The organism is Ruegeria sp. AK4 (genome assembly GCF_056541025.1).
The window spans coordinates 311,761-326,288 of record NZ_JBQFXS010000001.1 but is presented as its reverse complement, the minus strand read 5'-3'; the positions used below and the strand labels follow the sequence as shown (position 1 = coordinate 326,288).

Annotated in this window: 12 protein-coding genes and 1 pseudogene; 3 read left to right on the top strand and 10 right to left on the bottom strand. The window is 60.7% G+C overall.

Annotation, left to right across the window (positions count from 1 at the left end):
- The first annotated feature begins 8 nt into the window (after nucleotides 1-8).
- Nucleotides 9-1,142, top strand: a complete 1,134-nt coding sequence (locus tag ACR0EZ_RS01370; RefSeq protein ID WP_480610011.1) for a polysaccharide biosynthesis/export family protein — start codon at nucleotides 9-11, stop codon at nucleotides 1,140-1,142.
- Nucleotides 1,143-1,145: 3 nt separating this feature from the next.
- Nucleotides 1,146-3,140, top strand: a complete 1,995-nt coding sequence (locus ACR0EZ_RS01365) for a capsular polysaccharide biosynthesis protein (protein ID WP_480610009.1) — start codon at nucleotides 1,146-1,148, stop codon at nucleotides 3,138-3,140.
- Between the two features lie 4 nt (nucleotides 3,141-3,144).
- On the opposite strand, the gene ribD is transcribed toward ACR0EZ_RS01365, so the two are convergent.
- From ribD to ACR0EZ_RS01335, 6 genes are all read right to left on the bottom strand, one after another.
- The gene (gene ribD, locus ACR0EZ_RS01360; protein WP_480610007.1) at nucleotides 3,145-4,242 is read right to left on the bottom strand and encodes a bifunctional diaminohydroxyphosphoribosylaminopyrimidine deaminase/5-amino-6-(5-phosphoribosylamino)uracil reductase RibD; all 1,098 of its coding nucleotides are present in this window, start codon (nucleotides 4,240-4,242) and stop codon (nucleotides 3,145-3,147) included.
- Nucleotides 4,239-4,709, bottom strand: coding sequence for a transcriptional regulator NrdR (gene nrdR, locus ACR0EZ_RS01355; RefSeq protein ID WP_039525240.1), 471 nt, complete (start codon nucleotides 4,707-4,709; stop codon nucleotides 4,239-4,241). Before nrdR ends, ribD begins: the two co-directional genes overlap by 4 nt.
- 120 nt (nucleotides 4,710-4,829) lie before the next feature.
- Complete coding sequence (locus ACR0EZ_RS01350) at nucleotides 4,830-5,243, bottom strand: secondary thiamine-phosphate synthase enzyme YjbQ (protein ID WP_480610005.1); 414 nt, start codon at nucleotides 5,241-5,243, stop codon at nucleotides 4,830-4,832.
- Between the two features lie 21 nt (nucleotides 5,244-5,264).
- On the bottom strand, nucleotides 5,265-5,669 hold the full coding sequence (locus tag ACR0EZ_RS01345) for a hypothetical protein (RefSeq protein ID WP_480610004.1): 405 nt from the start codon (nucleotides 5,667-5,669) through the stop codon (nucleotides 5,265-5,267).
- 78 nt (nucleotides 5,670-5,747) lie between these two features.
- The gene (locus ACR0EZ_RS01340) at nucleotides 5,748-6,290 is read right to left on the bottom strand and encodes a DUF4166 domain-containing protein (protein WP_480610003.1); all 543 of its coding nucleotides are present in this window, start codon (nucleotides 6,288-6,290) and stop codon (nucleotides 5,748-5,750) included.
- Between the two features lie 3 nt (nucleotides 6,291-6,293).
- Nucleotides 6,294-6,773: a thiol-disulfide oxidoreductase DCC family protein gene (locus tag ACR0EZ_RS01335; protein WP_480610001.1), complete on the bottom strand. Its 480-nt coding sequence runs from the start codon at nucleotides 6,771-6,773 to the stop codon at nucleotides 6,294-6,296.
- 222 nt (nucleotides 6,774-6,995) lie between these two features.
- Here ACR0EZ_RS01335 and ACR0EZ_RS01330 point away from each other — a divergent pair, with 222 nt between their 5' ends.
- Nucleotides 6,996-8,015, top strand: a complete 1,020-nt coding sequence (locus tag ACR0EZ_RS01330; RefSeq protein ID WP_480610000.1) for a helix-turn-helix domain-containing protein — start codon at nucleotides 6,996-6,998, stop codon at nucleotides 8,013-8,015.
- 175 nt (nucleotides 8,016-8,190) lie between these two features.
- On the opposite strand, the gene rpoD is transcribed toward ACR0EZ_RS01330, so the two are convergent.
- From rpoD to ACR0EZ_RS01310, 4 genes and pseudogenes are all read right to left on the bottom strand, one after another.
- Entirely contained in the window at nucleotides 8,191-10,179 is a 1,989-nt protein-coding gene (gene rpoD, locus ACR0EZ_RS01325) for an RNA polymerase sigma factor RpoD (protein WP_480609998.1), read from the bottom strand.
- A gap of 114 nt (nucleotides 10,180-10,293) precedes the next feature.
- Complete coding sequence (gene dnaG, locus ACR0EZ_RS01320; protein WP_480609997.1) at nucleotides 10,294-12,243, bottom strand: DNA primase; 1,950 nt, start codon at nucleotides 12,241-12,243, stop codon at nucleotides 10,294-10,296.
- An 81-nt stretch (nucleotides 12,244-12,324) separates the two neighbouring features.
- Nucleotides 12,325-12,621 (bottom strand): hypothetical protein, encoded by a 297-nt coding sequence (locus tag ACR0EZ_RS01315; RefSeq protein WP_480609995.1) that lies wholly within the window; start codon nucleotides 12,619-12,621, stop codon nucleotides 12,325-12,327.
- A gap of 131 nt (nucleotides 12,622-12,752) precedes the next feature.
- Nucleotides 12,753-14,182: pseudogene (locus ACR0EZ_RS01310) on the bottom strand (Glu/Leu/Phe/Val family dehydrogenase).
- Nucleotides 14,183-14,528: the final 346 nt, after the last annotated feature.

The window sequence follows — 14,528 nt, the reverse complement described above, 5'->3', positions numbered from 1 at the left end:
ATCTGGCAGTGCAATGCGTTCCAATCCGATGGATACGGGGGCTTTCCCTTGTCGCCGCAATTGGCCTTCTGGCCGCGTGCCAGCTTCCGAAATCGGGGCCCAACAAAAGCGAAATCCTGGCCGGTTCGGTCGAAAACGGCGGCAACGCCTTTGTGGTCGAGGTGGATGACCGCGTTACCCGCGCGACCTCGGCGGTTCCGCAATTCGGATTCTCATCCTCGTTCAGCAGCGCCCAGAGGCTGACCGCTGACACGGTACGCCCCGGCGACGTTCTGGGCCTGACCATCTGGGAAAACGTCGATGACGGCCTGCTGGCCGGTGAAACCGGTGCCGCCACGGCACTGAACGAAGTTCAGGTCGACAGCGAAGGATTTATCTTCGTACCCTACGCCGGTCGGATGCGCGCCGCCGGGAATACTCCGGAACAGTTGCGCGTTCTGATCACGGAAAAGCTGCAGGAACAAACACCCGACCCGCAGGTCGAGGTGCGCCGCGTTGCGGGCGACGGATCGACCGTCTCGATCACAGGCACGGTTGCGGCGCCGGGCATCTATCCGATTGAGCGCCCCACCCGCTCTTTGCTTGGAATGCTGTCCCAGTCGGGCGGGGTCTCCGTTGCCTCGGACATCGCGCTGGTGACCCTGATCCGTGGCGATCAGAAAGGCACGGTCTGGTACGAAGACCTGTTCCGCAATCCCAAACTGGATGTCGCGCTGCGTGGCGGCGACCGCATTCTGGTGGAAGAGGACAGCCGATCCTACATCGCACTTGGCGCAACCGGCGGGCAGTCGCGTGTGGCCTTCGAAAGCCAGGACCTATCGGCGCTTGAAGCTTTGGCACAGGTTGGCGGTCTGGTGACGGTCTCGTCTGACCCAACGGGCATCTTTATCCTGCGGGACGAGCGTCAGGACGTCGCCCGCAATGTCATGGGCCGGGCCGATCTGCAAGGTGAACAGCGGATGATCTATTTGCTGAATCTGACCTCGCCCAACGGGCTGTTCATTGCGCGCGACTTTGTGATCCGCGACGATGACACGATCTATGTGACCGAAGCGCCCTATGCGCAGTGGAGCAAGTCGATCTCGCTCATCGCAGGTGGGCTGACCCCGATTGCCAACGTGGCCACCCTGACCGGAAACTGATGCATGACCCCGGATCACGACTGCGTATCCGGGACCGAGCGCAAACGGCTGTTCGTCTATAATGGCGGTTTTCTGACAAACCAGCGTATCCGGCGTATCCTGTCGCTGGCCGGGTATGACATCCGGCTGGGCCTGCCGAAACCGGATGAGCTTGTGGGGGTTTGGGGCAATAGCCCTACCGCCCATCGCGGCCTGAACATCGCTGAAAAGCGAGGCGCCAAGGTTCTGCGGGTCGAGGATGCGTTCCTGCGGTCCCTGCATCCGGGGCGCAGCGGCGAGGCCCCGCTGGGATTGCTGCTGGACCGATCCGGGCTGCATTTCGATCCGAGCACACCGTCCGATTTGGAAACCCTACTGGCCACCCATCCGCTGGACGATACCGCCCTTTTGGACCGCGCGCGCGGGGCTATCGAACGGCTGCAGGAACTGCACCTCAGCAAATATTCGGCCTTTGATCTGACCATCCCACCGCCCGAGCCGGGCTATGTTCTGGTCGCCGATCAGACGCAGGGCGACGCCGCCGTGACCGCCAGCGGCGGCGATCACGCGCGGTTCCGCGAAATGCTGGTGATCGCGCAAGAGGAAAATCCAGGCGCGCGTGTGTTGATCAAGGCGCATCCCGAAACGCTGGCCGGGCACCGGGGCGGGTATTTCTCCGATCAGGACCTGACGGACCGGGTGTCGTTTCTGAACGACCCGATCAGCCCGTGGCCGCTGCTCGAAGGCGCGATAGCGGTTTACACCCTGTCCTCGCAGCTGGGGTTCGAGGCGATACTGGCCGGGCACAAGCCCCGCGTGTTCGGGCAGCCGTTTTATGCGGGCTGGAGCCTAACGCAGGATGAAACCCCGATGCCGCGCCGCCAGCGCAACCTGACCCGGGCGCAGTTATTCGCTGCGGCTATGATCCTTTACCCCACGTGGTACGATCCCTACCGCGATCAGCTTTGCGAATTGGAAACCGTACTGGATACGCTCGAGGCGCAGACGCGGGCATGGCGGCAGGATCGAAATGGCTGGACCGCATCAGGGATGCGCCTGTGGAAACGCAAGCATCTGCAGAGGATGTTTGGCCGGCACAAGAAACTTCAATTCACCGCATCGTCCACCCCGGACCGCCTCCACATGGTCTGGGCCAGCCAATCGCGCGGTGCCGAAGATGCCATCCGGGTTGAGGATGGATTTCTGCGCTCCCGGGGGCTGGGGGCCAATCTTGTCCCGCCCCTGTCGCTCGTCACCGATGATCTGGGCATCTACTACGACCCGACCCGTCCCAGCCAGTTGGAAGAGTTGATTGCAAAGCGCGAAACCCTGCGCCCCGATCAGGAACGGCGCGCAGAACGGCTGGTCGCAAAGCTGCTGGCCGCGGGGTTGAGCAAGTACAACACCGGAACCAAACCCCCGGACCTGCCCCAGGGGCACCGCATTCTGGTTCCGGGGCAGGTTGAAGACGACGCCTCGATCCTGCTGGGCACAAGTGGCGTTCGGACCAATCTGGAACTGCTCGGGATGGTGCGCGAGGCGAACCCGGATGCGATTGTGATCTACAAACCCCATCCCGACGTCGAAGCAGGCCTGCGCGTGGGCGGGATCGAGGTTGAAGGATTGGCAGATGTCATCGCCGAAAACTGCGACCCGGCGGCCCTGTTGCCGCTTGTGAACGAGGTCTGGACAATGACCTCACTGTTGGGGTTCGAGGCCCTGTTGCGCGGCGTCAGCGTCACCACTTTGGGTGCGCCCTTCTATGCGGGGTGGGGTCTTACCACGGATCTGGGTGCGGTTCCGGCCCGCAGGGGGGCGCGGCCCACATTGATGGGTCTGGTCCATGCCGCGCTGATCGATTACCCGCGCTATCTGGACCCGGTCACAGGCCTGCCCTGCCCGGTCGAGGTTGCGGTGGATCGGCTGGCCGCAGGTGACACCGCGCGGTCCGGTCCGATGAATCGCCTGCTGTCAAAACTGCAGGGGGCTTTTGCCACGCACACGCATCTTTGGCGCTGACCCGCTAACTCGTGCGTCTCCAGCGATGCATCACGTCGCCACCAATTGCCGTCGTTTCGACCAGTTCGAAGCGCGGGGCTTCGTCCAGTTTTTCGAACCCAAGCGACCCAATGGCCGAAAGCCCCTCGGCCCCGATGGTCAGACCGGCGGTGAAGCCCACAAGCTCATCGACCAGATCGTCCGCCAACAGGGATGCGGCCAAGGCGGCCCCGCCCTCGCAGAACACGCGCGTCAGTCCGGCCTGCCCCAGTTGCTGTAACAAATCCGCGGCGTCGATATGGTGATCCCGCAGGGCGCAGGGCAGCAGACGAGCGCCCAACCCCTCCCACGCGCGGGCGCGTTCGGCGTCGGGATGGGGGCCGTGGCACAGCCAGACCGGCGTTTTTGACGCGGTGCGCGCAAGTTGCCCCATCAACGGAATGTCCATATGGCGCGACACCACAACCCGTACGGGCTGCTGCGCAATGCCCAGATCTCGTACGGTCAGCGACGGATCATCTGCCCGCGCGGTGCCTGCGCCCACCATCACCGCATCGTGGCGCGCACGCATCGCATGCACGAAACGCCGCGCCTCGGGGCCCGTGATCCATTGGCTGTGCCCGGTCGACGTGGCGATGCGGCCATCGAAACTGCTGGCCAGTTTCAGCGTCACGAAAGGACGCCCCTGTTCGGTTTTCAGAAAGAACCCGGCGTGATCCTGCGCTGCCTGATCCGCCAGAACGCCGGTTTCAACCTCGATGCCAGCCTCGCGCAACATGGCGAACCCCTGCCCCGCCACACGCGGATCGCTGTCCTCGATGGCCGAAACGACACGCGCCACGCCCGCAGCAATCAGTGCTTCGGCACAGGGGGGCGTTTTACCGTGATGCGCGCAGGGTTCCAACGAGACATAGGCCGTAGCGCCCCGCGCCGCCTGCCCGGCCTGCGCCAAGGCCACAGCCTCGGCGTGCGGTCGGCCACCGGGTTGGGTCCAGCCCCGGCCCAGGATCCGCCCGTCCTTGACGACGACGCAGCCCACCGCAGGGTTGGGCCAGCACACACTTTGTCCGCGCCGCCCCAGGGACAGGGCCAGCGCCATATATCGCTTATCTGTTTCGCTCACTCGTCCGTCGAAGGCTGCGGCGGGCGCAGTTCGTGGACAAACTCCTCGAAATCATCGGCCGCCTGGAAATTCTTGTACACACTCGCAAAGCGAACATAGGCGACGGTATCGATCCGCGCCAAAGCTTCCATGACGATCTCACCGATCTTGTTGGACGGGATATCCGTGTCGCCCATGCTTTCCAGACGGCGCACGATGCCCGAGATCATCTGATCGATCCGGTCCGGATCAATGGGACGTTTCTGCATCGATATGCGAATGGATCGTTCCAGCTTGTCGCGGTCGAAATCCTCGCGTTTACCGTTGGTCTTGATAACGACCAGATCGCGCAGCTGCACCCGTTCATAGGTGGTGAACCGGCCCCCGCAAGCGGGGCAAAACCGGCGCCTGCGGATCGCAACGTGATCCTCTGCCGGGCGTGAATCCTTGACCTGAGTGTCGATGTTTCCGCAAAACGGGCAGCGCATCCGCCGTCTCCTCGTCCCTTGTTCGGCCTCTTTTTGTAAGCGCTTTGGCTTACTTATCCACAACTATAGGACAGCCGCTAGAGTTTGGGTAGTCGGAATTTTCAACCGCTAAATAATGGGTCAGCCCAGATGGGCCGCGACACGCCGCTGATGCGGGGCCGAGCGATGTTCGAACAGGTAAATCCCCTGCCACGTGCCCAAAACCGGACGCCACTGCGAAACCGGAATAGTCAGCGAAACGGGCAGAAGGGCCGCCTTGATATGCGCGGGCATATCGTCGGGCCCTTCATAGGTGTGGCGCAAATACGCCATGGCTGGATGATCCGACGGGGGAACGAGCCTTTCGAAAAAGGCGCGCAAATCGGTCTGCACCTCGGGGTCCGCGTTTTCCTGTATCAGCAGGGAACAAGAGGTGTGGCGCACAAACAGCGTCAACACCCCGTCCCCCGCCGCCTGCCTCAGCCAGCGGTGCACCTCGGACGTGAACTCGTAAAGGCCCGGCCCTTGTGTCCGGATGGTAAATTCAGTCTGCATTCATCCCGGTTCGTCAATGTGTCAGTCATTCAGAATGTTAACGCTGCATCTGGCATTCGCCCCCTGCACCGACACACTTGTACCCGGAACGAAGCTGCTTGTAACGATGCCGGACTGAGGTGGCGTGACACCGCTTGGTTTCTGCAGCGAAAACTGAACTGCGGTCCTGCGCCCGGTCGCCTCGCTTGGCCCGTAGCCGCGCACCACATAGATCGGTTGCTGCCACCCGGCCCCCAGCGTTCGGCGGGCATAATCCGATGCGGCACACCAGTACCCGTCCGCATCATCGCGCCCGCGCGGGATCACTTCGAACACCGAATTGTTCACCGCCGCCGTCTGATAACTGAACCGCGCGAAAGTGGCGGACGACGCCGATGCGCTTAATGTTGCTGCGGCAAGAACTGCGTAAGTCAAAACCTGTTTCATAACCGTACTCTCTCCTGTTCTGAGACAGGTCTTGATTTAGTTTGTCGCGCGATCAGACAAAGCCGCTTCACGATGAATTCAGTCAGCACAGGTCCCCGCGTGAACGGGCGTGAGCCAGCCCTGATAGCGGATCAGAAAACCAAGCCCTGGCGCGTCTGCAGAGACATCGAACCTGAATCGGCCCTGCTCATCCTGCCACTCGACAGTCGAGGACAAGGGCAGCAGAAACGCGGGGATCGGTATGCCGAATATGGTCAACCTGTTGATACCGATCTTTAGACCGTTCTTACTGAGTTCCGGCTTCAGCCAGAGGATCATTCGCCCGAAATCCTCGCGCACGCATCCGGTGCTGTGGTCATAGGTCAGGCAGGATCGGGTCTTGTGCCCGTCAAAGTCACGCTCCCAAATCCGGCCCTGTTTTGTGTCGCAGATCCTGACCGTGACCGGCACGTCCGCCCTGCCCGGTGGAAACCGCCCCAATCGCAGTGCAAGCGCCACAAGCCAACCCTTACCACGTTCGATTTGGCAGCGCCCCGCATAAACGCCCGTGGAACTGTGCAGGTGCCGCACCGCTGCAGGCAATTCAGCGGCAATGGGCAGTGCCTGCAGGAATGGGTCCATTCCTCAGAACCCTTGCGGCACGAACCGGTCGCGCAGCGCTGGGGTTGGTACAAAACATGTCGGGCTTCGTCCGAAAATCGCATAACGGTTCCGCGCGATCAGATGGTACAGAGGATCCTTCACCACGCGCGGCAGATACCTGCAAACCGCCAGAGCCGACCACGCGCCAGGCAAGCGGCGCATCGCGGCGGCGAAGGCATCGAGCTTCTGGTAAACATGCCCGTTCACGATAACCAGATTGGTTTCGAAATCATCGGTCGGCAGCCCAAGGTCGCGGTACAGGCTTTGCCCCAAAGGCGACTGCGCCGTCGCGAATTGAAACCGTCCTGCGCGGTCGTGTTTCAGCATGAACCGGAAAAAGCCCGAGCACAGCACGCATTCTCCGTCAAAGACGATCAGATCGGGAAGGTTGAAAAGTTCTTGATTTTGAACACTCTGCATGGCGCCCGCGCCTTTGATCACACCCTGGCGCGATAGTGTCATGCGAGTGTTTAACCGCCAATGCGACAAGAAGGGCCGATGGATGCGCCGGGGAACCTCGGGCACGTTCTGAATGCGCGCTCCGAGGCTCTGACCCCATCCCCAAAAAGGTGCCTACTCGACGCGGGAAACCTAATGCGTGGGCCGACAAGTGCTTTTTGTCATTGGACAAGTTTTTGTGATATTCTGACAAAACAGCACGGACACCTGACCGGAAAGGCATCCATGGACGTTGATATCGCGCGCATTCATCGCCTGATCCAATCGCTTGACGACCATACTGGCGATGCTGCTGTGTCGCGGCGCGTTCTGGCCCAGACCGGGCTTTCGCCTGATGACATCGCGCAATCGGCCTCGGTCTGCAGCGCGCAGAAAGAGGCTCTGTTCGTGCGCTACGCCTGCGATGCGGTGAACGACATCACCTTTGGCGCGCGAACCGGTCTGGCTGTCACCTCTGCCTCGAGCCTGACGGCTTATATCAGTAAATACTCGCGCGATCTGAAACAGGTGATCGAAAACACCTCGCGCTTTCATGGCATCATTGATCCGGCTGTCGTGTTTAGCCTGCGCTATGCGGGGAATTTCGCCTCGTTCGAGGCCGAATGGAAAGACGCCAGCTATGCCCGCTATCACCGGCGCACCGAATTCCTGCTGTTTGCCGCCCTGGCGCGCATGCGCAATCTGACTCAGGTGGACTTTTTTCCGATTGAAATGCGGTTTCAGCACGAGGTCGGGGCGCATGCGGCCAGTTTTCGCAAACTGTCGGGCTTCCCGGTGATGTTCGGGGCAGAAAAGATGGAGATCATCCTGTCCCTATCCTCGCTTGACCTGCCCGTTCCGACCTACGATCCCAAGTTGCGCGCGCATCTTGTGGAATATGGCGAACGGGTTCTGGCCGAGAAACGCACGACCGACCAGAAACTGCGCGCTCAGGTCGAAGGGCTGATTACAAGGTCCCTGCCCGGCACGATCATTCAGGCGGAAGAGGCTGCCGCAAATCTGGGGATGAGCCCCAGAACCTTTGCCCGCCGGTTAAAGGACGAAAGCACCAGCTATCGCGAGATCGTCTCGGACCTGCGCTGCGATCTGGCGCAGACCTTTGTGTCGAACGGCATGCCTCTGTCCGAGGTTTCTTATTCACTTGGCTATGCGGATCAGGCGGCGTTTTCGACCGCCTTCAAACGGTGGACCGGCCAGACGCCGGGCCGATTCAACACGCGGGTGGAGCATCCGATACGGGTGTGAGACCGGGGGTCATCAGCGCTGCCGCCTCGCCCCGGCCCGTCCCATGAGTGGACAAGGTGGATATAGAGACGGCGCGTGCGTGATCTTTGTGAGTTCCCGCCAATTTGATTGGCGAACTGGCCATTGTGATCGGCTTCAAAGAAAAAAGGCGCCTCGGTCAGAGGCGCCTTGATCCTTACTGATCCAGGAAGGACCGCAGTTTACGCGACCTGCTGGGGTGCTTCAGCTTGCGCAGCGCCTTTGCTTCGATCTGACGGATACGTTCGCGGGTCACGCTAAACTGCTGACCAACCTCTTCCAAAGTGTGATCAGTGTTCATGCCGATGCCGAACCGCATCCGCAGAACCCGTTCCTCGCGCGGGGTGAGCGAGGCCAGAACCCGGGTCGTGGTTTCCTTGAGGTTTTCCTGAATGGCGCTGTCCAGCGGCAGCACGGCATTCTTGTCCTCGATGAAATCGCCAAGCTGGCTGTCTTCCTCGTCGCCGATGGGCGTCTCAAGACTGATCGGCTCTTTGGCGATCTTCATCACCTTGCGCACTTTCTCAAGCGGCATCTGCAGCTTTTCGGCCAGTTCCTCCGGCGTCGGCTCGCGGCCGATCTCGTGCAGCATCTGACGGCCGGTGCGGACCAGCTTGTTGATCGTCTCGATCATATGCACCGGAATACGGATGGTCCGCGCCTGATCCGCAATCGAACGTGTGATCGCCTGACGGATCCACCAGGTCGCATAGGTCGAGAACTTGTAGCCCCGGCGGTATTCGAACTTGTCCACCGCCTTCATCAGGCCGATGTTGCCTTCCTGAATAAGATCAAGGAATTGCAGGCCACGGTTCGTGTACTTTTTGGCAATCGAAATCACCAGACGCAGGTTGGCCTCGACCATTTCCTTCTTGGCTTGCCGCGCCTCTTTCTCGCCCTTCTGAACCTGCTGCACGATGCGGCGGAATTCAGAGATATCCAGACCGACATACTGACCGACCTGAGCCATATCGTTGCGCAGCTCCTCAACCTTGTCGGTCGAGCGTTCAATGAACATCTGCCAGCCCCGGCCCGGTTTTTCCGCCATCTCGGCCAGCCAGTTCGGGTCAAGTTCGCGGCCGCGATAGGCGTCGATGAATTCGCGACGGTTGATGCGGGCCTGATCCGCCAGTTTCACCATCGCGCTGTCCAGCGACATGACGCGGCGGTTGATGCCATAAAGCTGGTCGATCAGCGCCTCGATCCGGTTGTTGTGCAGGTGAAGGCCATTCACCAGTTCAACGATTTCAGCGCGCAGTTTCTGATAGGTCTCCTCGTCCTTCTCGCTGAACGAACCATCCTCATTCAGAGTTGCCGAGATCCGGCTGTCCTGCATTTCGGAAAGCATCGAGAAGTCGCTGGAAATGCGCTCCAGCGTGGTCAGAACCTGATCCTTGAGCGCTGCTTCCATCGCGGCCAGAGACATGTTGGCCTGATCGTCGTCATCGTCATCATCGTCGCTGGCAATCGGGTTCCCGTCGGCGTCCAGTTCCGGCCCCTCATCCTTGGCAGGCTTCGCCGCCTGCACCGCCGAGGTGTCGACAACGGGCTCGGAAACATCGCCGTCCTCGTCCATCTGGTTGCCAAAGGTGGTTTCCAGATCGATGACATCCCGCAGCAGAATATCCTCGGACAAGAGTTCGTCATGCCAGATGGTGATCGCCTGGAAGGTCAGCGGGCTTTCGCACAGACCGGCGATCATCGTATTCCGGCCCGCTTCGATCCGCTTGGCGATGGCAATCTCGCCCTCGCGGCTCAGCAGTTCAACGCTGCCCATCTCGCGCAGATACATGCGGACGGGGTCGTCGGTGCGGTCCAGTTTTTCGGTTGCGGCACCGGCCAGCGCAACCTCGCGGTTGCTTTCGGTGGTGGTCAGTTCGGTCGAGCCCTTGTTCTCTTCCTCTTCGGCTTCTTCATCTTCGATGATGTTGATGCCCATCTCGGACAGCATCGACATAACGTCTTCGATCTGTTCCGAGCTGACCTGATCAGGCGGCAGGACCTGATTGAGCTGGTCGTATGTGATGTAGCCTTTCTCGCGGGCCTCGGCGATCATCTTCTTGACCTGGGCCTGGCTCATATCCAGCGAGATTTCCTGTTCCTGCTCGTCGGATTTGCGGTCTTCGTTCGTATCCTTGGCGGCCATTCAATGCTCCTGCAGGGATGGGTGATTCGTTAGAGCCGAATCATTAGCGCGTGAAAGTGATTCGGCCACCCGTTTACCCGTTTTTCTTTTCAAGTGCCTTATGAAAACACCAGTTTACCGGCGTTTCCGCTCGAATTTGATACCGGATGTAATTGCCTCGAACGCATCTTTCTCGTCGCGGTTGATTCGCGCGCCGTTGTCGGCGATGTCGAAAACGGCCCTGTCCTCATTCTGGCTGCGGCTAGTTCTGTTGCGCTCTTCGGCGGCCTGCGCCAGCCGATACGTCAGCGCCTCATCGGCCAGATCGGACAGTTCCTCTGCAGCTTCGGCAATTTCAGCATCCAACCCCCGGAGCGCTTTGATCTTTGCGAGTTCCTCGGCCAGCGTCATTTCGGCCTTTTCAACGTCGCCCGGTTTGTTCACGCAGGGGATCACAGCGACATGGCGAAGGGCCAGCAGGTTTTCAAGGGGTTCGGGGCCCAAAGTTTGAACGATGTGGTCCTGCAGGTTGTCGGGATCGTCAATCGCGTGGCGCAAGATCGCCCCGCGCAGGGCGGCGTGATCTGGATCTTGGCAATCCATCTCCTCCAACTGGTTTTCGAACTGCACCACGACCTGCGGGTTCAGGATGGCAATGGCCAGAATGGCGGCCTCGCGCAGTTGGATATCGGCATTCTCGGCCGAGGCCAGAAACGAGGCCCGCGCGCCCGGCGTCGCGGGCTGAGCCTGCGGCTGCCACTTCCCGCGCGGCTGCCACGGGCGATTCTGCGACTGCCGCTGCGGGCGAAACAATTGCCAGCGCAGGTCCTTGATTTCCTGCCCATAGTGCGACCGGATCGAGGGATCACGAATCAGCTTGATCTTGTCCCGCAGGGATTTGTCCAGCGCCGCCTTGCGTTCGGGGCTGTCGAACACTTTACCCTCAGTCTCACGTTGCCACAGCAGCTTGACCATCGGGAGCGCGCCCTCCAGCACCGCCTGAACCGCCCCAGGCCCTTCGGCGCGCAGCAGGTCGTCGGGGTCCTTTCCCTCGGGCATCAGGGCAAAACGTAGGGATTTCCCGGCTTCGAGCAGCGGCAGCGCCAGATCGACGGCACGCATCGCCGCCCGCAGGCCCGCCGTATCGCCATCCAGCGCGATGATCGGTTCGTCCGAAATACGCCACAGCAATTGCAACTGATGTTCGGTGATCGCCGTTCCCAGGGGCGCGACAGACGCGCCGAACCCGGCTTCGGCCAGCGCGATCACGTCCATATAGCCCTCGGCCACGATCAGAGGTTTCCCCTTCCCCGCCGCCTGCCGCGCGGGGCCGTGGTTGTACAGGCTGCGGCCTTTGTCGAACAAATCGGTCTCGGGCGAGTTCAGGTATTTGGCATTGTCGTTAGGGTCCATCGCCCGCCCACCGAACGCGATGCACCGCCCGCGAGGGTCGCGGATCGGGTACATGATCCGGTTGCGGAAGGTGTCATAGGGCTTCTTGCCCTTGTTCGACGGCTTCGCCAACCCGGCCCCGAGGATCAAATCCTCGGCCACGTTCTTGCCGCGCAGATGATCCCACAGTGCCTGCCAGCCATCGGGGGCAAATCCGATCTCCCACCGGTCAAGCGCCTGTGCATCCAGCCCCCGGCGGGTCAGGTAATCGCGCGCAGGCCCGCCTGCCCCGGTCTTGAGCTGCAGCCGGAAGAACTGCACTGCCTGTTCCATCACCTCGGCAAGTTGCGCGCGGCGGTCCTGTTTTTCCTGCGCTTTGGGATCGCGCGCGGGCATGGGCATCCCGGCCTCGCGCGCCAGAATCTCGACCGCTTCGATGAACGAGACGTTTTCGGTCTCTTTCACGAAACTGATCGCGTCGCCTTTGGCATGGCAGCCGAAGCAGTAATAGAACCCTTTCTGATCATCCACATGGAACGAGGCCGTCTTTTCATGGTGAAACGGGCAAGGTGCCCACATGTCGCCCTTGCCCTGATTGGACTTGCGCTGATCCCACATGACCTTGCGCCCGACGACCTGAGACAGGCTGAGGCGCGTGCGCAATTCATCGAGAAATCCGGGGGGCAGTGACATGGGTTCAAACCTGCCAGAAACCGAAACGCGCGCCAAGGGGATGGCGCGCGGTTGTCCACAGCGAATTCGCAGCCCTGTGGATTATTGCTGCAGGCACAGTTCCAGCCACGCAGCACCCAGGTCCTTTTTGCGCACGTCGCGCATCTTTTGCTCATAGACCCACGGGGTGATCAAAGGGATGGCCGCGTTGTAGTTCTCGGGCCACGACGGCCCCGAATCCGCGATAGCCTGCGCCACGTCGCGTTCCTTGACCCGGTCCAACCGCGCCTTCTGGATCGCAGCGACAACTTCCGCCTGATAGCCACAGCTTTGCTCTTTGGTCTCGGCAGCGGCCAGAGGGGTGGCGAATAAAGCGGCGGCAAGTGCGATACGCAACATTGGGTTCTCCGGGAATCGTTTAATCAAAGGCAGATTAACCGCGCTTTTGACGGCCCGCCATCGTTCAAATCAGCCGGCACGGCCAAAAGCTTGCGCAGCGGGGCAAACAGGTTGCCCCGCCGTTCGATCCTTCACAGCCCTTTTGCGCGATAGCTTTTCGAGACCCGATCAATGGCCACGATATAGGCCGCCGTCCTCAGATCCTCGACATCGTCGCGGCTATGCCACACTTCGCGCATCGACTGGTAGGCAATGCGCATCGTGTCATCCAGGCCCGAGCGCACCAGTTCCAGCTCATCCGCGCCCTTCAGGTACTTGGCCTTGAAATCCGGCGACATGGACCACGCATCACCAAGGTAGCGGTCCAGCCGTTCCAACTCGCTGACGATCAACTCGTGCCGCGCCTCTTCCTGACGGCGTTGCATCCGGCCAAAGCGAATATGGCTCAGGTTCTTGACCCACTCAAAATAAGACACCGTCACGCCGCCGGCATTGGCATACATGTCCGGAATGATCACCGTGCCCTTCTTGCGCAGGACTTCATCGGCACCCGCCGTAACCGGGCCATTTGCCGCCTCGATGATCAGCGGAGCTTTGATACGCTCTGCATTTTCAAGATTGATGACCCCCTCCAGCGCGGCCGGGATCAGGATATCGCACTCGGCTTCCAGAACATCCGCACCTGCGGCGGAATGGGTCGCATCGGGATAGTCCTTGACGCCGCCGTGCTTGACGATCCACTGGCGTACCGCCTCAACGTCTATGCCGTCCGGGTTATAAAGCGCCCCGTCCCACTCGATGATCCCGACGATGCGTGATCCGTCCTCCTCGCATAGGAACTTCGCGGCGTGATAGCCCACGTTACCGAGCCCCTGCACAACGACCCGCTTGCCATCCAGCGTGCCGGTCAGACCCGCTTTTGCAATGTCCTCGGGATGGCGGAAGAACTCCCGCAGGGCGTATTGATGCCGCGACCGGTGGCCTCGACCCGCCCGGCGATGCCGCCGGCGTTCAGCGGCTTGCCCGTGACACAGGCGCGGGCGTTGATATCCGTCGTGTTCATCCGGGCGTATTGATCCGCCATCCAGGCCATCTCGCGCTCGCCGGTTCCCATGTCCGGGGCGGGTACGTTCTGGGACGGGTTGATCAGATCGCGTTTGGCAAGCTCATAGGCGAACCGTCGGGTGATCTGCTCCATCTCGTGCTCTTCGTACTGACGGGGATCAATGCACAAGCCCGCCTTGGACCCGCCAAACGGGGTTTCGACCAGTGCGCATTTGTATGTCATCAGCGCCGCAAGCGCCTCGACCTCATCCTGGTTCACGGCAAGAGCGTAGCGGATTCCGCCTTTCACGGGCTCCATATGCTCGGAATGGACCGAGCGATATCCGGTAAACGTATGAATCTCTCCCCGCAGACGAACCCCGAACCGAACCGTATAGGTGGCATTGCAAACGCGGATTTTTTCTTCCAGCCCCGGCGGCAGATCCATCAGGGACGCAGCCCTGTTGAACATCAAATCGACGCTCTCACGAAAGCTCGGTTCTTTGATACCGTCCATGAATTCCTCCGCACTGGTAACTGGCAAACGAACGTCAACTTGTCGCACCGCTCACCAGTCGCCGCAATCTTCATCTGCTGCTTTTTTCATCAAAAAATGAAAGAACCGTTTCCCCGGCCTGTGCCGAGTCGCCCGACTTCGGCAGTGGCCGCATTGTTCCACAGGTCGAAACAAACACCGCCTGGCAGCAGTAACTGCAGCCGATTTTCATGCAAAAATAGCATCATAGTGGCATTGACGCCCAATTCTCGCCACGTTCGAACGATAAAAAATTAAAGTTGCAAAGAACTGGGTTCGGTGTGTCTGGCCAGCAGAGGGACACGTTATGAAGAAGTTTGATTGGAAA

Bases quoted from the DNA above. Each gene is read 5' to 3' on its own strand.
- ACR0EZ_RS01350 (WP_480610005.1), bottom strand. From the start codon at position 5,243: ATGCAGACTGAATTTACCATCCGGACACAAGGGCCGGGCCTTTACGAG.
- ACR0EZ_RS01330 (WP_480610000.1), top strand. From the start codon at position 6,996: ATGGACGTTGATATCGCGCGCATTCATCGCCTGATCCAATCGCTTGAC.
- ACR0EZ_RS01365 (WP_480610009.1), top strand. From the start codon at position 1,146: ATGACCCCGGATCACGACTGCGTATCCGGGACCGAGCGCAAACGGCTG.
- ACR0EZ_RS01345 (WP_480610004.1), bottom strand. From the start codon at position 5,669: ATGAAACAGGTTTTGACTTACGCAGTTCTTGCCGCAGCAACATTAAGC.
- dnaG (WP_480609997.1), bottom strand. From the start codon at position 12,243: ATGTCACTGCCCCCCGGATTTCTCGATGAATTGCGCACGCGCCTCAGC.
- nrdR (WP_039525240.1), bottom strand. From the start codon at position 4,709: ATGCGCTGCCCGTTTTGCGGAAACATCGACACTCAGGTCAAGGATTCA.
- ACR0EZ_RS01340 (WP_480610003.1), bottom strand. From the start codon at position 6,290: ATGGACCCATTCCTGCAGGCACTGCCCATTGCCGCTGAATTGCCTGCA.
- ACR0EZ_RS01315 (WP_480609995.1), bottom strand. From the start codon at position 12,621: ATGTTGCGTATCGCACTTGCCGCCGCTTTATTCGCCACCCCTCTGGCC.
- rpoD (WP_480609998.1), bottom strand. From the start codon at position 10,179: ATGGCCGCCAAGGATACGAACGAAGACCGCAAATCCGACGAGCAGGAA.
- ACR0EZ_RS01335 (WP_480610001.1), bottom strand. From the start codon at position 6,773: ATGACACTATCGCGCCAGGGTGTGATCAAAGGCGCGGGCGCCATGCAG.